This window comes from Thermopolyspora flexuosa (assembly GCF_006716785.1).
GTDB classification, from domain to species: domain Bacteria; phylum Actinomycetota; class Actinomycetes; order Streptosporangiales; family Streptosporangiaceae; genus Thermopolyspora; species Thermopolyspora flexuosa.
Window position 1 is genome coordinate 5,048,650 of the sequence record NZ_VFPQ01000001.1, and the last position, 16,676, is coordinate 5,065,325.

The window sequence follows — 16,676 nt, forward strand, 5'->3', positions numbered from 1 at the left end:
CCGCCGGGGCGCGGCCCGGCGGCTCACGCGGCGGGAGAATGGATAGTGAACAGTGGCGCTATCCACTATCCCCATACGAAACGCTCAGCTCGGCCGCCTGCGCAGCGCGGGGTCCTCCAGCGCGGGCGGGCGGTACCCGGCGTCGGCCGGGTTGACCGTGGTCCCGGGCGGCACGATCTCGTCGATGCGGTCGAGCACGTCGTCGGACAGCCGTACGTCGGCGGCGCCGAGCTGGCTCTCCAGGTGCTCCATGGTGCGCGGGCCGATGATCGCCGAGGTCACGCCCGGGTGCCGGATCACGAACGCCAGGGCCATCTCGATCAGCGTCAGGCCGCTCTCCTCGGCGAGCACGGCGAGCCGTTCGGTCAGCTCCAGCTTGCGCACGTTCTCCGGCAGCGCCATGTCGTACCGCTCGGGCAGCAGCGGGGCCCGGCGGCTCACCGGCAGCTCCCTGCCCGCGCGGTACCGGCCGGTGAGCCAGCCGCCCGCGAGCGGGCTCCAGGCGAGCACGCCCATGCCGTACTCCTGGCACAGCGGCAGCACGTCGGCCTCGACGCCGCGGACGAGCAGCGAGTACGGCGGCTGCTCGGTGGCGAAGCGCTCCCGGCCGCGCTGCTCGGCCACCCGGCGGGCCTCGGCGATCTGGTAGGCGGGGAAGGTCGAGGTGCCGATGTGCCGCACCTTGCCCGCGCGCACCAGGTCGGTGAGCGCGCCGAGGGTCTCGTCGATGTCGACCGTGGGGTCGGGGCGGTGCAGCTGGTAGACGTCGATCCAGTCGGTGCGCAGCCGGCGCAGGCTGTCGTCCACCGCCCGCATGATCCAGCGGCGGCCGTTGCCGCCCTGGTTCGGGTCGTCGCCCATCGGAAAGTGCACCTTGGTGGCGAGCACGACGCGGTCGCGCAGCCCGTGCCGGGCGAGGCACTCGCCGATGAACTGCTCGGACTGCCCGCCGGCGTACATGTCCGCGGTGTCGATGAAGTTGATCCCCGCGTCGATCGCGCGCAGGATCAGCTTCTCGGCCGCCGCGTAGTCGTTCTCGCCCCACCAGCCGAACATCATCCCGCCGAGGCAGAGCGGGCTCACCTTGATGCCGGTACGGCCCAGCGGCCGGTATTCCATGCGTCCCCCTGAACGGAAAGTGGATAGGAGTGCTTTCCACTATCCACTGGATACACTTGGCCCGCAAGACGTGGGGAGGATTCATGCGGATCGGTGAGCTGAGTCGTCGCACCGGCGTGCCGGTGCCGACGATCAAGTTCTACCTGCGGGAAGGGCTGCTGCCCCCCGGCGAGCTCACCAGCCACAACCAGGCCCGCTACACCGAGGCCCACGTCCGCCGGCTGCGGCTGATCCGCGCGCTGATCGAGGTCGGCGGGCTGAGCGTGGCCGCCACCCGCGACGTGCTGCAGAAGATGTACGCGCCGGGCATGAGCGTGCTCGACCAGGCGGGAAAGGCGCAGTTCGCCATGGGTGCGCCCGCGCGCCCGCCGGTGGAGGACGAGGCCTGGCGGCAGGCGAAGGCCGAGACCGAGAACCTGCTCGAGCGGCTCGGCTGGCAGGTCCGCGAGACCAACCCGGCCCGCCAGACGCTCACCTCGGCCCTCGCCGTGCTGTTCCGCCTCAACCAGACCGACCAGCTCGAACTCCTCGACGTCTACGCCCGCGCCGCCCGCCAGGTCGCCGAGGCCGAGATCGCCCAGCTCCTCACCCAGCAGGACCACGACGCCCTGCTGGAGACCGCCGTGATCTGGACGGCCGTGGGCGACACCGTGTTCGGCGCGCTGCGCCGCTTCGCCCAGGAGGACATCGCGTACGGCTCGGGCGCCGTCGCCGACCCGCCCGCTCGGGACGAGAAGGACGAAACCTGACGAACCACGGTCCGTCCGGCCACACCCGCCAACGGCCCTGCCGCCCGCCGTCACCGCCTCGCCTCCCGGGACCCATCACGATCATCCCCGATTTTCAGGTTGACTTTGTGGGGAATATGCGGCCATCCTTAGATGCCATGCGTCCCGGACTTCTGACCTGGTCAAACCTGCCCGTCGACCTGCGGCGTCAGGCGAGCGCGCTGTGTCCGGCGCCCGTCTCCGCGTGACCGTAGGCATCGAACCGACGACAGGATCAGAAGGACCGCAACCGTGACCGTGTACACGACCGCCCCCGCCCGCGACCGGCTCGCCGAGACGGCCCGCTCGCTCGCCCTCGACCCTGCGCGGTGGATCCACCGGGTACGGCTCAGCGTCGAGGAGCGCTGGTACGAGCGCCTCCACGTCGACGCCGAGCACGAGATCTGGCTGCTGAGCTGGATGCCCGGCCAGGCCACCGGGTTCCACGACCACGGCTACTCCCGGGGCGCGTTCGCCGTCGCCCTCGGCACGCTCCAGGAGGACGACCTGCGCGTCGAGCGCGACCTCGCGCCCGGCGACGTGCGCGCGTTCGGCCTGAACCACATCCACGACGTGCGGAACGTGTCGCACGCCCCGGCGGTGAGCGTGCACGTCTACTCGCCGCCGCTCAGCCTGATGAACCGCTACGACCGCACCGAGTCCGGCCTGATCAAGGTCGCCGAGGAACGCGCGGAGCAGTGGTGACCCCGCCCCGGCCGCCCGGCGCGCGCACCATCGACGAGATCCTCGCCGACCGGCGCCGCCGGCTGCGCCGCCTGCCGCCCACCGAGGCGTACGCCCGGGTGCGCGACGGCGCCGTGCTCGTCGACATCCGCCCGGCCGCGCAGCGCGCCGCCGAGGGCGAGGTGCCGGGCGCGCTCGTGGTCGAGCGCAACGTGCTCGAGTGGCGGTTCGACCCGCAGTGCGCGGCCCGGCTGCCGCAGGCGACCGGCTACGACGTCGAGGTGATCGTGCTCTGCTCGGAGGGCTACACCTCCAGCCTCGCCGCGGCCGCGCTGCACGAGCTCGGGCTGACCCGCGCCACCGACGTGATCGGCGGCTTCCACGCCTGGCGGCGGGCCGGGCTCCCGGTCACCCGGCCCGCCGTACCCGCGACCTGATCACCAGCGGACCGGCAGCCGCTCCAGGCCGCCGACGATCAGGCCCTGCCGGTAGGTGAGCTCCTCCACCGGTACGGCGAGCTCGAGCGTGGGCAGGCGGCGCAGCAGCTCGCGCAGCACGCTGCGCAGCTCGGCCCGGGCGAGCGCCTGGCCGAGGCAGGAGTACGGGCCGACGCCGAACGCGATGTGGGCGTTCGGGGCGCGGTCGAGCACCATCTCGTCGGCCCGGTCGAACTCCTCCTCGTCCCGGTTCGCCGCGCCCATGCTGCAGATCACCGTGGTGCCCGCGGGCAGCGTGACGCCGCCCACCTCGACGTCCTCGCCGAGGTACCGGGGCAGCCCGAAGCCGGGGTTGGCATCGAAGCGCAGCGACTCCTCCACCGCGGTGCGGACCAGCGACGGGTCGGCGAGCAGGGCCTCCCACCTGCGGCGGTCGGCGAGCAGCATCGCCACCATCTTGCCGATCATGTTCGTGGTGGTCTCGTGCCCGGCCACGAGCAGGCCCTGGGCGGTGAGCAGCAGCACGCGCTCGGTGAGGCCGGTGTCGAGCGTGCCGACGATCTCGAGCAGGTCGCTGATCAGATCGTCGCCGGGCGCGGCCCGCTTCGCCGCGATGAGCGCGCTCATGTATGCGGTGAACTCGTCCTGGGCCGCGTCGATCTCGGCCCGGGAGTACCGGGTGAGGCTGAGCATCGTGTCGGACCAGTACCGGAACCGGTCCCGGTCGGCGTCCGGCACGCCGAGCAGGGCGCAGATCGCCCACACCGGGAGCGGGAAGGCGAGCTTCGCGCACAGGTCGGCGGGCGGGCCCTGGCGCACCATCTCGTCGATGAGGTGCCCGGCCATCGCCTCCAGCCGGGGCCGCAGCTCGGCGACCCGCTTGGCGGTGAACGCCCGGCCCACCAGCCGCCGCCACTCGGCGTGGAACGGTCCAGTGATCTCGGCGTCGCGCATGCTGAACAGCGTGCCCTCGGCGTTGATCCGCGCCGCGTCCTCGGCCGTCAGCGTGCGGGTGAAGCGCGGGTCCAGCAGCAGCTGCTTGACGTCCCGGTAGCGGGTGAGCAGCACCGCCTCGTCCCCGCTGGGCAGCCGGACCCTGCTGATCGGGCAGGTCCGCCGCAGCTCGGCCCACTCCTCCGGCGGCACCAGCGGGGCCGGGTTGGCGAACGGGTAGTCCGGTATGCCGATTCGGGTCTCGCTCACGCTGCCTCCAGGTCTGTGACGTGCAGGTACGGCGGGCCGCCGGGATCGGGCGGCGACGACCGGCGCGCCGGGCCGCATCGGGCCCGCGGCGGACGAGGACGAACCGGCATCGGCATGCCCGAGACCTGCCGCTTCACACCTGCCGGGCGGGTGACATGCCGCCGCACCGTGCGCGGTTTGTGACTGTCCGTCGCGACAGCCATCCCGCTAGTAGGGGCGGCCGGTGCCCTCCCCGGGCAGGTAGCCGCCGTCGTCGGCGTCGGTCCGGCCGGACCCGGCGTCCGGATCGTCCTCGTCCGAGGCCACCCACTCCACGTCGGCGCTCACGTGCCCGGGGCCCGGCTCCGGGTCCGCGGGCCGGGACCGCTCGCGCGGCTCCCGGCGGCCCTTTCCGTCCCTCGCACCGCTCACCGGTCCTCCCCTCACGGCCACGTCTCGGTGTCGTGCCCGAGGGCACCACTGCCCGCGTCGCCGCGCCCCCATGCCGGTCTGACCTGGCCCTGACCGGTCCATGACCGGGTCCGGCGGCGGGTGCCCGCCCGCGGGTACGGCCGGGCCGTACGTTGACGGGGATTGCGGGCCACGGTACGTTTCGAGGGAGTTCGCGGCGGTTCAAGGGAAATCCGGTGAGAGGCCGGTGCGGACGCGCCACTGTATCCGGGACGTCGATCCCGGGAGCCAGGTCGCTTGAACCGTCGTGGGACCTCACCGTATGGGCGCGTTATCCCAGAAGGAGGCACTTGTGAGCGATCTGTCCGCTCCGTCGTCCATTCCCTCGTCTGTTCCCTCGTCCTATCCCCTGGCACGGCTGCGGCCCTGGCTGCTCGCCGTCCCCGTTCTGCTGCTCCTCGCCTACCTGGTGCTGATGGACAACGGAGCGGTCTCCCGGGCGGGCCTGCTCCTGCACGAGCTGATGCACGACGGCCGGCACCTGCTCGGCGTGCCCTGCCACTGAGGGCACCCCATGACGATCCGCACCCTGGTGGCCAGGGGCCTGCTCGTGGGCCTGCTGGCCGGGATCCTCGCGGGCGCGTTCGCCTTCCTCGCCGGCGAGCCGCACGTGGAGCGCGCGATCGTGCTGGAGGAGGCGGGCGCCGCGGCCGGGGAGGGCGCGACGGCACACGGTCACGATCACGGTCACGACCACGGCGGAGCGGCGGGTCACTCGCACGGTGCCGGAGTCGTGGTGAGCCGGCCGGTGCAGCAGGCCGGCCTGTTCCTCGCCACCGGGCTCTACGGGCTCGCCGTGGGCGGGATCTTCGCGCTGGTGTACGCGGGGCTGCGGGGGCGCGTCGGGCCGCGCAACGACGGCCTGCTCGCGATCGTCGCGGCCGGGACCGCGTTCCTCGCGATCGTCCTCGTCCCGTTCGTGAAGTACCCGGCGAACCCACCCGCCGTGGGCGATCCGGACACGATCGACGAGCGCACCCTGCTGTACCTGGTGATGGTGCTGGTCGGGCTCGCCGCGACCGCGGTCGCGGTGGGCACGGCCCGCCGGGCCGGGCCCGATCCGTGGCGGCGCTGGACGGCCGCGGTGACCGCCTTCCTCGTGCCGGTGGTCGCCGCGTGGCTGCTGCTGCCGCCGGTCGACGAGGTGCCCGAGGGCTTCCCGGCCACGTTGCTGTGGGACTTCCGGCTCGCCTCGCTCGGCACGCAGCTGGTGTTCTGGTCGGCGCTCGGCGTGCTGTTCGGCCTGCTCACCGAGCGCGCCACCCGGCGGGCGGCGGTCGCCCCGGCCGGGTAGACCGCGTGCCGCGCCCCGGCGCGTGCCCCGTGCGGCCACCGCGCGGACGCCGTGTGCTCCCGGCCGCGCCGCGGCCCGCCCGGTCCCCGGTCTCCGCCGGCGCGGCGCGCCGGGCCCCCGGCGCGGACGGCGACGGCCGCCGGCTCCCATGTCCCCCGAGCAAAGGCGTTCGATGATCAACTTTCCGTTCAGCGCCGTCGTCGGGCTCGACGACCTCAAGCTCGCGCTCCTGCTCAACGCGGTCTCGCCCCGGGTCGGCGGGGTGCTCGTGCGCGGCGAGAAGGGCACCGCCAAGTCGACGATCGTGCGCGCGCTCGCCGCGCAGCTGCCGCCGGTCGACGTGGTCGCCGGGTGCCGGTTCGCCTGCGACCCGGACGCGCCGGATCCGGGCTGCCCGGACGGGCCGCACGAGCCCGGCGCGCCGCGGGTGCGGCGGCCCGCCGCGCTCGTCGAGCTGCCGGTCGGCGCCTCCGAGGACCGGCTGGTCGGCTCGCTCGACGTGGAGCGGGCGCTCACCGAGGGCGTGAAGGCGTTCGAGCCCGGCCTGCTCGCCGCGGCGCACCGCGGCGTGCTCTACGTCGACGAGGTGAACCTGCTCCACGACCACCTGGTGGACCTGCTGCTCGACGCCGCCGCGCTCGGCACCTGCCACGTCGAGCGGGACTCGGTGTCGGTCCGGCACGCGGCCCGGTTCCTGCTCGTCGGCACGATGAACCCGGAGGAGGGCGAGCTGCGGCCGCAGCTGCTCGACCGGTTCGGGCTCACCGTCGAGGTGCGGGCCTCCCGGGACCCGGACGAGCGGGCCGAGGTGGTGCGGCGGCGGCTCGCGTTCGAGGCCGACCCGGAGGGGTTCGCGGCGCGGTGGGCCGGGCAGGAGGCGCACCTCGCCCGGCGGATCGCGGCGGCGCGGGACCGCGTCCCGCACGTGCGGCTGCCGGACGCCCGGCTGCGGCAGATCGCGGCGGTGTGCGCGGCGTTCGAAGTGGACGGGCTGCGCGCGGACCTGGTGACCGCGAACGCGGCGATCGCGCACGCGGCCTGGCACGGCCGGGACACGGTCACCGCCGCGGACGTGCGCACGGCCGCCCGGCTGGCGCTGCCGCACCGGCGGCGGCGCGACCCGTTCGACGCGCCCGGCCTCGACGAGGACCTGCTCGACGAGCTGCTCCGCCGGACCGAGCCGGACGACGAACCCCCGGACGATTCGGGCGGCGGGCCGTCCGGCGGGCCGGACGGCGACGGCGGCGGGGCGGGCGACCGGCCGCCGGGCACGCACCGCGCGTCCCCGCCCGACCGGCCCGATCCCACCGGCCCGCCGCCGGACCGCGCCCCGCCGCGCGGTGGCCCGGCCCCGGAGGCGGCCGGGCCGCGGGACGGCGCGGTGCCGGGCCACGGCGAGGATGAGCCCGCACGCGCGGCGGGCCCGGCCGCGGGCGGCCGGGTGGCCGGGGTGGCCGCGCCGTACCGGGTGCCGCTGCTGCGCGTGCCGGGGATCGGCGCGGGCGCGGCCGGGCGGCGGTCGCGCTCCCGGGGCCGGTACGGCCGCGGCATCGGCGCCCGCGTGCCGCGCGGCCCGGCCCGGGACGTGCACGTGCCCGCGACGCTGCTCGCCGCGGCGCCGCACCAGCGGCGGCGTGGCCGTACCGGGCCCGGGCTGCTGCTGCGCCGCGGCGACCTGCGCGAGGTGGTGCGGGAGGGCCGGGAGGGCAACCTCGTGCTGTTCGTGGTCGACGCGAGCGGGTCGATGGGCGCGCGCCGGCGGATGACCGCGGTGAAGACCGCGGTGCTGAGCCTGCTGCTCGACGCCTACCAGCGGCGGGACAAGGTGGGCCTGGTCACCTTTCGCGGCGCCGCCGCCGAGGTGGCGCTGCCGCCGACCTCGTCGGTGGAGGCCGGGGCGGCCCGGCTGCGCGCCCTCGCCACCGGCGGCCGTACCCCGCTCGCCGCGGGCCTGACCAAGGCGGCCGAGGTGCTGCGGGTGGAACGGCTGCGCGACCCGGCCCGGCGCCCGCTGGTCGTGCTCGTCACCGACGGCCGCGCCACCGACGGCGAGGCCGCCGACCGCGCCGCCCGCCTGCTGTACGGCACGGCGTGCGTGGTCGTCGACTGCGAGACCGGCCCGGTACGGCTCGGCCTGGCGGCCGGCCTCGCCGCCCGGCTCGGGGCCACCGTGCTCCCCCTCGACGCGCTGTCCGGCCTGGGCGCGGCGGTGCGCGCCCGGCGAGCCCACGCGAAGGCGGTGTGAGGTGCCACAGGGAAGGCCACCGGTGATCCCGGACGACGGGCTCACCACCCGGCAGCGGCGGAACCGGCCGCTGGTGATCGTGCACACCGGCCCCGGCAAGGGGAAGTCCACGGCCGCGTTCGGCATGGCGCTGCGGGCGTGGAACCAGGGGTGGCCGATCGGGGTGTTCCAGTTCGTGAAGTCGGCGAAGTGGCGCACCGGCGAGGAGCGGGCGCTGCGGCTGCTCGGCGAGAGCGGCGAGGGCGGCACGGTCGCCTGGCACAAGATGGGCGAGGGCTGGTCGTGGCTGCGGCGGTCCGGGACCGAGCACGACCACGCGGCCCAGGCGCGGGAGGGCTGGGAGCAGGTCCGGCGGGATCTGGCCGCCGAGACGTACCGGTTCTACGTGCTCGACGAGTTCACCTATCCGCTGGCCTGGGGCTGGGTGGCCCTCGACGACGTGCTGGAGACGCTGCGGAGTCGGCCCGGGTACCAGCACGTGGTGATCACCGGGCGGAACGCGCCGGAGCGGCTGATCGAGGCGGCCGACCTGGTGACCGAGATGGGCAAGGTCCGCCATCCCATGGACTCCGGGCAGAAGGGCCAGAAGGGCATCGAGTGGTAGGCCCGCCGGAGGCCGCGGCGGCTCGCCGTACCGGGGTGGCCGCCGTGCCGCGGCTGGTGATCGCCGCGCCGTCCTCGGGCGCGGGCAAGACCACGGTGGCGACCGGGCTCATGGCCGCCCTGCACGCACACGGCCTGCGGGTGTCCCCGCACAAGGTGGGCCCCGACTACATCGACCCCGGCTACCACGCGGTCGCCACCGGGCGGCCGGGCCGCAACCTCGACCCCTGGCTGGTGGGCGAGGACCTGGTCGCGCCGCTGTTCCGGCACGGGGCGCGCGGCTGCGACATCGCGGTGGTCGAGGGCGTGATGGGGCTGTTCGACGGGCACGCGGGCGGCGACTTCGCCTCGACCGCCCACGTGGCCCGGCTGCTCGACGCCCCGGTCGTGCTCGTCGTCGACGCCTCCCGGGCGGGCCGCTCGGTGGCGGCGGTGGTGCACGGGTTCGCCACCTTCGACCCCCGGGTACGGCTCGGCGGCGTGATCCTCAACCGGATCGGCTCGGACCGGCACGAACAGCTGTGCCGGGAGGCGCTCGACGGCCACCCGGTGCTGGGGGCGATCCGGCGGGACGAGGCCGTGGCCACCCCGTCCCGGCACCTCGGCCTCATCCCCGCGGCCGAGCGCGGCGCGTCCGCGGCCGACGCGGTGCGGCGCATGGGCGAGCTGGTGGCCCGCTTCTGCGACCTCGACGCGATCGTCCGGCTCGCCCGCACCGCTCCCCCGCTCGCCGCCGCCGCATGGGACCCGGCCGAGGCGATCGCCCAGGCCCGGCGGGAGGCGGCGGATCCGGCGGCCGGGCCGTACCCCGGGACGGTCGTGGCGGTGGCGGGCGGGCCCGCCTTCACCTTCGGCTACGCCGAGCACGTGGAGCTGCTGCGCGCCGCCGGGGCCGAGGTCGCGGCCTTCGACCCGCTCCGGGACGAGGCGCTGCCCGAGGGCACGGCCGCGGTCGTGCTCGGCGGCGGCTTCCCCGAGGTGTACGCGGACCGGCTCGCGGCGAACGAGCGGCTGCGCGCGCGGCTGGCCGCGTTCGACGGGCCGATCGCCGCGGAGTGCGCCGGGCTGCTCTACCTGTGCCGGGAGCTCGACGGGCGGCGCATGTGCGGCCGCATCCCGGCCGTGGCGCGGATGACGGACCGGCTCACCCTCGGCTACCGGGAGGCGGTGGCCCGCCGCGACTCCCTGCTCACCCGCGCGGGCGAACGCCTCCGCGGCCACGAGTTCCACCGCACCGTCGTGGACCGCGTGCCCGACCCGCTGCTGCGCTGGGACGGCGGCACGGACGGCTTCGGCGACGCCCGCCTCACCGCCACCTACCTGCATCTCCACTGGGCCGGAGCACCGATCCTGGCGCACCGGCTGGTCTCCGCCGCCGGCCGCCGCCGGCCTGCCGGGCGGGCTCGCCACCTCTCCTGACGGCCGCACGACGAGAGACCCGCTGCTTCCTCGCCGGCCGGGCGCGCGGCCCGTGCCGTACGGAGACGGCCGCACCGGCGGGGCGGCGACGCCCGCGCCGCCGCCGCCCGGCGTCACCCGCACCGGCCGGCCCCTCGGATCACCGACCGGAAACGAAACGGATTCACTTACCGGAAAGACGGCGTCAAAGGTCCATTTCGCCAGCAACGTGATCCAATGCTCGATACCATCTCCAGCACTGCCGTGTCAGGTGCCACCGGGCAGGCCGGCATGGAGCCGCACGGCTCGAAGGCCTGCGAGACCTGACCGCATCGGTGTCGGTGACGCAGGAAGTGCCGCATGCGCGGCACACGTCGAATCCCCGGTGCCCGCATGCCGGGGAGCCATCCCAGGTGACCTTGCGACACGAAAGACCTACCCGTGATCAAGAAGCTGCGGCCCAAGGACTACAACGACGCCTTCTACGTGGGGCACTTCTTCCGCAGCGGTGTCCCGGTCGTCATGGACGTCTCACACCTCCCTGACGACGAGGCCAGGCCACTCGTGGACTTCTGCGCCGGGCTGGTGTACGGGCGGGGCGGCGACATGGAACGGCTCGAGCGGAAGGTGTTCCTGCTCCAGCCACCGGCGAAACCGCGGATCGCCGCCGCGCACATCCCGGACCTCGCCCACATCGCGGACTGACGCAGATGCCGCCTGCCGCCTCCGGCCTCCGCACCGGCCACCGGCACACCGCCGCACGCGCGGCGCACCGATTAGCGACCGCTCCGACAAGGACGTTTCATCCGGCCCGCCGGTGAACGCGGCCGAGCGCCCTCCCCCGCCGCCGACGCGTGCCGTACGGCACGGGCGCGGCTCACTCACGTTCGCAGGCGATGGCGTTGACGGCCGCGGCGGTGATCGCGCTCCCGCCGCGGCGGCCGTGCACCACCAGGTGGTCGAGGCCGCTCCGGGTGAGCGCGAGCTTCGACTCGGCCGCGCCGACGAAGCCGACCGGGATGCCGAGCACCGCAGCCGGACGGCCCGCCCCCTCGGCCACCAGCTCGAGCAGGCGGAACAGCGCGGTCGGCGCGTTGCCGATCGCCACCACCGAGCCCTCCAGCCGGTCCCGCCACAGCTCCAGCGCGGCGGCGCTGCGGGTCGTGCCGAGGCGCTCGGCGAGCTCGGGTACCCGCGGGTCGTTGAGCGTGCAGACGACCTCGTTGTCCGCGGGGAGCCGCCGCCGCGTGATCCCGGAGGCGACCATCTCGGCGTCGCACAGCACCGGCGCGCCCGCCCGCAACGCCGCCCGCGCCCGGGTCACCACCTGCGGCGACCAGGCCAGGTCCCGGACGAGGTCGGTCATCCCGCACGCGTGGATCATCCGCACCGCGACCTGGGCCACCTCGGGCGGCAGGCCGTCCAGGTCCGCCTCGGCGCGGATCGTCGCGAACGACCGCCGGTAGATCTCGGCCCCGTCCCGGATGTAGTCGAACGGCGGCCCGGCGAACCCGGTCACGGCCCCTCCTCCCGATAGCCGTCGGCGGTGGCCACCATCTGCCGCACCCGGCCGCGCGGCAGCCCGCAGCGGCGCTCACACCCGGACCAGTGCACCGGCACGGCCGCGGGCGCGCTCTGTGCGCGCACCCACGCGGTCGCGTCCGCGCGCACGTCGGCGAGCGCCCGGGTGCAGCCGGGCAGCCCGGTGCACGCGGTCACCCCCACCCAGGGCGAGCGCGGATCGGTGACGAGCCCGGCCGCCGCCAGGCCGTGCCGTACCCGCTCGGGGTCGGCCACGTCCCGGACCACGACCGTGCGCCACGGCGTGAACCGCACCTCGGCGGCGAGACCGGCGATCGCGTGCGCCTGCTCGGGGGTGAGCCGCGCCAGCGGCACGAGGGCCTGTACGGCGAGCCCGCCCGACGGCTGGGCGACCACGCCGGGCTCACGCGGCTGCGGCGGGGCGGGCCGTACCTCCCCGGCGGCCCCGCCGAGCGCGGCGGCGATCCGCGCCGGGCCGTCGGCGAGCTCGGCGATCCGCCACTCGGTGGTGCGCAGCCGCAGGAACGCCTCGGCCGCGTCGAGCATGGCCGCCACGGCCCGCTCCGGCGGCACGCCGATCCCGGCGTCCCGCCCGGCGAGCAGCAGGCGGCCCTCGGCGTACGTGACGTCCGCCTCCAGCCCCAGGTCCCCGATCGAGAACAGGAACCGCCCGGGCAGCCGCGCCAGCCCGGGGCGCGCGCACAGCTCACGGTCGAGCGCGTCGACCAGGTCCCGGTCGCCGAACGGCGAGGCCACGATGTTGCGCACCCGCTCGTGCGTGGTCGACGGCAGCAGCCCCGCGGCGGCGATGCGCGCGGCGAACGCCTCGGCCGCCGGCACCGCGTCCGGCCCCGGGGCTGTCCCGGCCAGGCCGCGGACCTGCACGTTCCCGCGCGAGGTGAGCTCGATGACGCCGTTGCCGAGGGTGGCCGCGCAGTCGGCGAGCACCCGCAGCCGGTCGGCCCGGATCACGCCGCCGGGCAGCCGGACCCGGGCGAGCGGCCCGTCGGCGGCCTCGTGCACCTGCAGCGCCCCCGGACAGGCGTCGGGGCGGGTTCGTCTGGGAGCGTCGGGCTTCGGCACGGGATGGATGGTACGCCGGATCTTGCCGTCGTAGGCTGAGGGCCAGGCGACGGTACGGAGGAAGCCGGTGCGAATCCGGCGCGGTCCCGCCACTGTCACCGGGGAGCGAACCCCAGCTACGGCCACTGCCCGTCCGGGTGGGAAGGCCGGGGCGAGCGTCGATCCGGGAGCCAGGAGACTCCGGCCGTCGTGACACCCGCGACACGGGGGCGAGGACCCCGAGGGAGGTTTTTCGGCGTGCCCGTCGTTCTGCTGCTGTCCACGTCGGACACCGATCTGCTCAGCGCCCGCGCGAGCGGCAAGCCCTACCGGCTCGGCAACCCCGCACGGCTCTCCGTCGACGACCTGCCCGATCTGGTGGACGGCACCGACCTCGTGGTGGTGCGCCTGCTCGGCGGGCGGCGGGCCTGGGAGGACGGGCTCGACGCGCTGCTCGCCGGGCCGCGCCCGGTGGTGGTGCTCGGCGGCGAACAGGTGCCCGACGCGGAGCTGATGGAGCTGTCCACGGTCAGCGGCGGGGTGTGCGCCGAGGCGCACGCGTACCTCGCCCACGGCGGGCCGGCCAACCTCGCCGAGCTGCACGCGTTCCTGTGCGACACGGTCCTGCTCACCGGGTACGGCTTCGCGCCCCCGCGGCCCACCCCCGCCTGGGGCGTGCTCGAGCGCGAGACCCGCGGGGGCGGCGACGGGCCGGTGGTCGGCGTGCTCTACTACCGGGCCCACCACGTGGCCGGGAACACCGCGTTCGTCGAGGCGCTGTGCCGGGCGATCGAGGACGCGGGCGGCCGCCCGCTGCCGGTGTACTGCTCGTCGCTGCGGGCCGCCGAGCCCGCGCTGATCGAGACGCTGCGCGCGGCCGACGTGCTCGTGGCCACCGTGCTCGCGGCGGGCGGCACCCGGCCCGCGCTGGCGGGCGCGGGCGGCGACGACGAGGCCTGGGACGTGGGCGCGCTCGCCGGGCTCGACGTGCCGATCCTGCAGGCGCTCTGCCTCACCACGAGCCGCCGCGCCTGGGCGGAGAGCGACGACGGCCTCTCCCCGCTCGACGCCGCCTCGCAGGTGGCGATCCCCGAGTTCGACGGGCGGATCATCACGGTGCCGTTCTCGTTCAAGGAGTTCGACGCCGACGGCCTGCCCGGCTACGTGGCCGACCCGGAGCGCGCCGCCCGGGTCGCCGGCATCGCGGTACGGCACGGCCGGCTCCGCCGTACCCCACCCGCCGAGCGGCGGATCGTGGTCATGCTGTCGGCGTACCCGACCAAGCACGCCCGGCTCGGCAACGCGGTCGGCCTCGACACCCCGGCGAGCACGGTACGGCTGCTCGCCCGGCTCGCCGAGGCGGGCTACGACCTCGGAGAGGGCTTCCCCGGCGTGGCCGGGCAGGACGGGGACGCGCTCATGCACGCCCTGATCGCCGCGGGCGGCCAGGACCCCGACTGGCTCACCGAGGAGCACCTCGCGGGCAACCCGGTGCGGATCTCCGGCGCGGCCTACGCCCGCTGGTTCGCCACCCTCCCCGCCGACCTGCGCGACGCGGTCGAGCGGCACTGGGGGCCGCCGCCCGGCGAGCTGTTCGTGCACGACGGGGACATCGTGCTCGCCGCGCTGCGCGCCGGGAACGTCGTGGTGATGGTGCAGCCGCCGCGCGGCTTCGGCGAGAACCCGATCGCGATCTACCACGACCCCGAGCTGCCGCCCGGCCACCACTACCTCGCCGCGTACCGGTGGATCGCCGACGAGTTCGGCGCGCACGCGATCGTGCACGTGGGCAAGCACGGCAACCTGGAGTGGCTGCCCGGCAAGTCGGCCGCGCTCTCCGCCTCGTGCGCCACCGACGCCGCCCTCGGCGACCTGCCGCTGATCTACCCGTTCCTCGTCAACGACCCCGGCGAGGGCACCCAGGCCAAACGGCGGGCGCACGCCGTGCTCGTCGACCACCTCGTGCCGCCGATGGCCCGCGCCGAGACGTACGGCGACATCGCCCGGCTCGAACAGCTCCTCGACGAGCACGCCACGGTCGCCGCGATGGACCCGGCGAAGCTGCCCGCGGTGCGCGCCCAGATCTGGACGCTCATCCGGGCCGCCCGGCTCGACCACGACCTCGGGGTCGCGGACCGGCCGCACGACGCCGAGTTCGACGAGTTCCTGCTCCAGGTCGACGGCTGGCTGTGCGAGGTGAAGGACGCCCAGATCCGCGACGGCCTGCACGTGCTCGGCCAGGCCCCGGAGGGCGCCGACCGGGTGAACCTCGTGCTCGCCATCCTGCGCGCCCGCCAGATGTGGGCGGGCCGCCACGCGCTCCCCGGGCTGCGCGAGGCGCTCGGCCTCGCCGAGGACGGTACGGCGGGCCGGGCCGAGGTGGACGCGGCCGAGGCGGCCGCCCGCGCGCTGGTCGAGGCGATGGAGGAGCGCGGCTGGGACGCGGCCGCCGCGCCCGAGGTGGCCGCGGCGCTGCTGCCGGACGCCGACGCCGACCGCCGCGAGACCGTGGCGAACATCCTCGCCTTCGCCGCGACCGAGGTGGTGCCGCGGCTGTGCCGTACCACCGACGAGATCGGCAACGTGCTGCACGCGCTCGACGGCGGCTACGTCCCGGCCGGGCCGAGCGGGTCGCCGCTGCGCGGGCTGGTGAACGTGCTGCCGACCGGCCGCAACTTCTACGCCGTCGACCCGCGGGCGGTGCCGAGCCGGCTCGCCTGGGAGACCGGGCAGGCGATGGCGCGGTCGCTGCTCGAGCGGTACCGGGCCGAGCACGGCGCCTGGCCGCGCTCGGTCGGGCTGTCGATGTGGGGCACGAGCGCGATGCGCACCGCCGGGGACGACGTGGCCGAGGTGCTCGCGCTGCTCGGGGTGCGGCCGGAGTGGGACGAGGCGTCCCGCCGGGTGACCGGGCTGGAGCCGATCCCGCTCGCCGAGCTCGGCCGGCCCCGGATCGACGTCACCATGCGGATCAGCGGGTTCTTCCGGGACGCGTTCCCGCACGTGGTGGCGATGCTCGACGACGCGGTCCGGCTCGTGGCCGAGCTCGACGAGCCGGACGAGCAGAACTACGTGCGCGCCCACGTGCGGGCCTACGACCGGGGCGACCGGCGGCGGGCCACGATGCGGATCTTCGGCCCGGCGCCGGGCGCGTACGGGGCCGGGCTGCTGCCGCTCATCGACAGCCGCAACTGGCGGGGCGACGCCGACCTCGCCGAGGTGTACGCGGTGTGGGGCGGCCACGCGTACGGCCGTGACCTCGACGGCGTGCCCGCCCGGCAGGACATGGAGAACGCGTACCGCAGGATCGCGGTCGCGGTGAAGAACATCGACGTGCGCGAGCACGACATCGCCGACTCCGACGACTACTTCCAGTACCACGGCGGCATGGTCGCCGCGGTCCGCGCGCTCACCGGCCGCTCCCCCGCGGCGTACCTCGGCGACACCACCCGGCCGGACGCGGTACGCACCCGCACCCTCGCCGAGGAGACCGCGCGGATCTTCCGCGCCCGGGTGGTGAACCCGCGCTGGCTCGCGGCGATGCGCGCGCACGGCTACAAGGGGGCGTTCGAGCTCGCCGCCACCGTCGACTACCTGTTCGGCTACGACGCGACCACCGGGGTGGTCGCCGACTGGATGTACGACCGGATCGCCGCGGCCTACGTGCTCGACCCGGAGAACCGGGCGTTCATGGCCAAGTCGAACCCGTGGGCGCTGCACGGCATCGCCGAGCGCCTGCTCGAGGCCGCCGAGCGCGGCATGTGGGCGAACCCGGACGCCGGGATCCTCGAGGGCGTGCGCCGGGTCTTCCTCGAGACCGAGGGCGACCTCGAGGACGCCACCGGCCGCTGAGCCGCCTTCCCCCTGTCTTC

The 16,676-nt window shown here is 75.6% G+C and carries 15 protein-coding genes and 2 riboswitches; of the genes, 10 read left to right on the forward strand and 5 right to left on the reverse strand.

Features of this window, described 5'->3' with window-relative positions; all coding sequences use genetic code 11:
- Positions 1–84: 84 nt before the first annotated feature.
- Entirely contained in the window at positions 85–1,119 is a 1,035-nt protein-coding gene (locus tag FHX40_RS21635; protein ID WP_142261315.1) for an aldo/keto reductase, read from the reverse strand.
- 83 nt (positions 1,120–1,202) lie between these two features.
- Between FHX40_RS21635 and FHX40_RS21640 the strand changes: the two genes are divergently transcribed.
- The 3 genes from FHX40_RS21640 (at position 1,203) to FHX40_RS21650 (ending at position 3,007) form a co-directional block, all read left to right on the forward strand.
- Positions 1,203–1,868, forward strand: coding sequence for a MerR family transcriptional regulator (locus FHX40_RS21640; RefSeq protein WP_142261316.1), 666 nt, complete (start codon positions 1,203–1,205; stop codon positions 1,866–1,868).
- 270 nt (positions 1,869–2,138) lie between these two features.
- Entirely contained in the window at positions 2,139–2,591 is a 453-nt protein-coding gene (locus FHX40_RS21645; RefSeq protein ID WP_142261317.1) for a cysteine dioxygenase, read from the forward strand.
- The gene (locus FHX40_RS21650; protein WP_142261318.1) at positions 2,588–3,007 is read left to right on the forward strand and encodes a rhodanese-like domain-containing protein; all 420 of its coding nucleotides are present in this window, start codon (positions 2,588–2,590) and stop codon (positions 3,005–3,007) included. The genes FHX40_RS21645 and FHX40_RS21650 overlap by 4 nt, the downstream gene beginning before the upstream one ends.
- Here the strand turns inward: FHX40_RS21650 and FHX40_RS21655 are convergent, their stop codons facing one another.
- Together FHX40_RS21655 and FHX40_RS21660 are read right to left on the reverse strand one after the other, a co-directional pair.
- Positions 3,008–4,210, reverse strand: a complete 1,203-nt coding sequence (locus tag FHX40_RS21655; protein WP_142261319.1) for a cytochrome P450 — start codon at positions 4,208–4,210, stop codon at positions 3,008–3,010. It lies immediately after the preceding gene.
- A gap of 207 nt (positions 4,211–4,417) precedes the next feature.
- On the reverse strand, positions 4,418–4,621 hold the full coding sequence (locus FHX40_RS21660; protein ID WP_142261320.1) for a hypothetical protein: 204 nt from the start codon (positions 4,619–4,621) through the stop codon (positions 4,418–4,420).
- A 179-nt stretch (positions 4,622–4,800) separates the two neighbouring features.
- Positions 4,801–4,949, forward strand: a riboswitch (adenosylcobalamin (AdoCbl) riboswitch).
- 3 nt (positions 4,950–4,952) lie between these two features.
- Here FHX40_RS21660 and FHX40_RS21665 point away from each other — a divergent pair.
- The 6 genes from FHX40_RS21665 (at position 4,953) to FHX40_RS21690 (ending at position 10,905) form a co-directional block, all read left to right on the forward strand.
- Entirely contained in the window at positions 4,953–5,165 is a 213-nt protein-coding gene (locus FHX40_RS21665; RefSeq protein ID WP_041431547.1) for a CbtB domain-containing protein, read from the forward strand.
- A 9-nt stretch (positions 5,166–5,174) separates the two neighbouring features.
- A complete protein-coding gene (locus tag FHX40_RS21670) occupies positions 5,175–5,954 on the forward strand; it encodes a CbtA family protein (protein WP_013132724.1) in 780 nt (259 codons plus the stop codon).
- 172 nt (positions 5,955–6,126) lie between these two features.
- A complete protein-coding gene (locus tag FHX40_RS21675) occupies positions 6,127–8,199 on the forward strand; it encodes a putative cobaltochelatase (protein WP_142261321.1) in 2,073 nt (690 codons plus the stop codon).
- Position 8,200: 1 nt separating this feature from the next.
- The gene (cobO, locus tag FHX40_RS21680; RefSeq protein WP_142261322.1) at positions 8,201–8,803 is read left to right on the forward strand and encodes a cob(I)yrinic acid a,c-diamide adenosyltransferase; all 603 of its coding nucleotides are present in this window, start codon (positions 8,201–8,203) and stop codon (positions 8,801–8,803) included.
- A 53-nt stretch (positions 8,804–8,856) separates the two neighbouring features.
- The gene (locus tag FHX40_RS21685; protein WP_142261951.1) at positions 8,857–10,221 is read left to right on the forward strand and encodes a cobyrinic acid a,c-diamide synthase CobB; all 1,365 of its coding nucleotides are present in this window, start codon (positions 8,857–8,859) and stop codon (positions 10,219–10,221) included.
- 420 nt (positions 10,222–10,641) lie between these two features.
- Positions 10,642–10,905, forward strand: coding sequence for a cell division protein SepF (locus tag FHX40_RS21690; RefSeq protein ID WP_142261323.1), 264 nt, complete (start codon positions 10,642–10,644; stop codon positions 10,903–10,905).
- Positions 10,906–11,077: 172 nt separating this feature from the next.
- Here the strand turns inward: FHX40_RS21690 and FHX40_RS21695 are convergent, their stop codons facing one another.
- The gene (locus tag FHX40_RS21695) at positions 11,078–11,719 is read right to left on the reverse strand and encodes a precorrin-8X methylmutase (protein WP_142261324.1); all 642 of its coding nucleotides are present in this window, start codon (positions 11,717–11,719) and stop codon (positions 11,078–11,080) included.
- Complete coding sequence (locus tag FHX40_RS21700) at positions 11,716–12,825, reverse strand: precorrin-3B synthase (RefSeq protein WP_142261325.1); 1,110 nt, start codon at positions 12,823–12,825, stop codon at positions 11,716–11,718. Before FHX40_RS21700 ends, FHX40_RS21695 begins: the two co-directional genes overlap by 4 nt.
- Positions 12,826–12,883: 58 nt before the next feature.
- Positions 12,884–13,005: riboswitch (cobalamin riboswitch) on the forward strand.
- A gap of 57 nt (positions 13,006–13,062) precedes the next feature.
- Between FHX40_RS21700 and cobN the strand changes: the two genes are divergently transcribed.
- Positions 13,063–16,656 (forward strand): cobaltochelatase subunit CobN, encoded by a 3,594-nt coding sequence (gene cobN, locus FHX40_RS21705; RefSeq protein ID WP_142261326.1) that lies wholly within the window; start codon positions 13,063–13,065, stop codon positions 16,654–16,656.
- Positions 16,657–16,676 lie beyond the last annotated feature (20 nt).

Bases quoted from the DNA above. Each gene is read 5' to 3' on its own strand.
- FHX40_RS21635 (WP_142261315.1), bottom strand. From the start codon at position 1,119: ATGGAATACCGGCCGCTGGGCCGTACCGGCATCAAGGTGAGCCCGCTC.
- FHX40_RS21640 (WP_142261316.1), top strand. From the start codon at position 1,203: ATGCGGATCGGTGAGCTGAGTCGTCGCACCGGCGTGCCGGTGCCGACG.
- FHX40_RS21670 (WP_013132724.1), top strand. From the start codon at position 5,175: ATGACGATCCGCACCCTGGTGGCCAGGGGCCTGCTCGTGGGCCTGCTG.
- FHX40_RS21675 (WP_142261321.1), top strand. From the start codon at position 6,127: ATGATCAACTTTCCGTTCAGCGCCGTCGTCGGGCTCGACGACCTCAAG.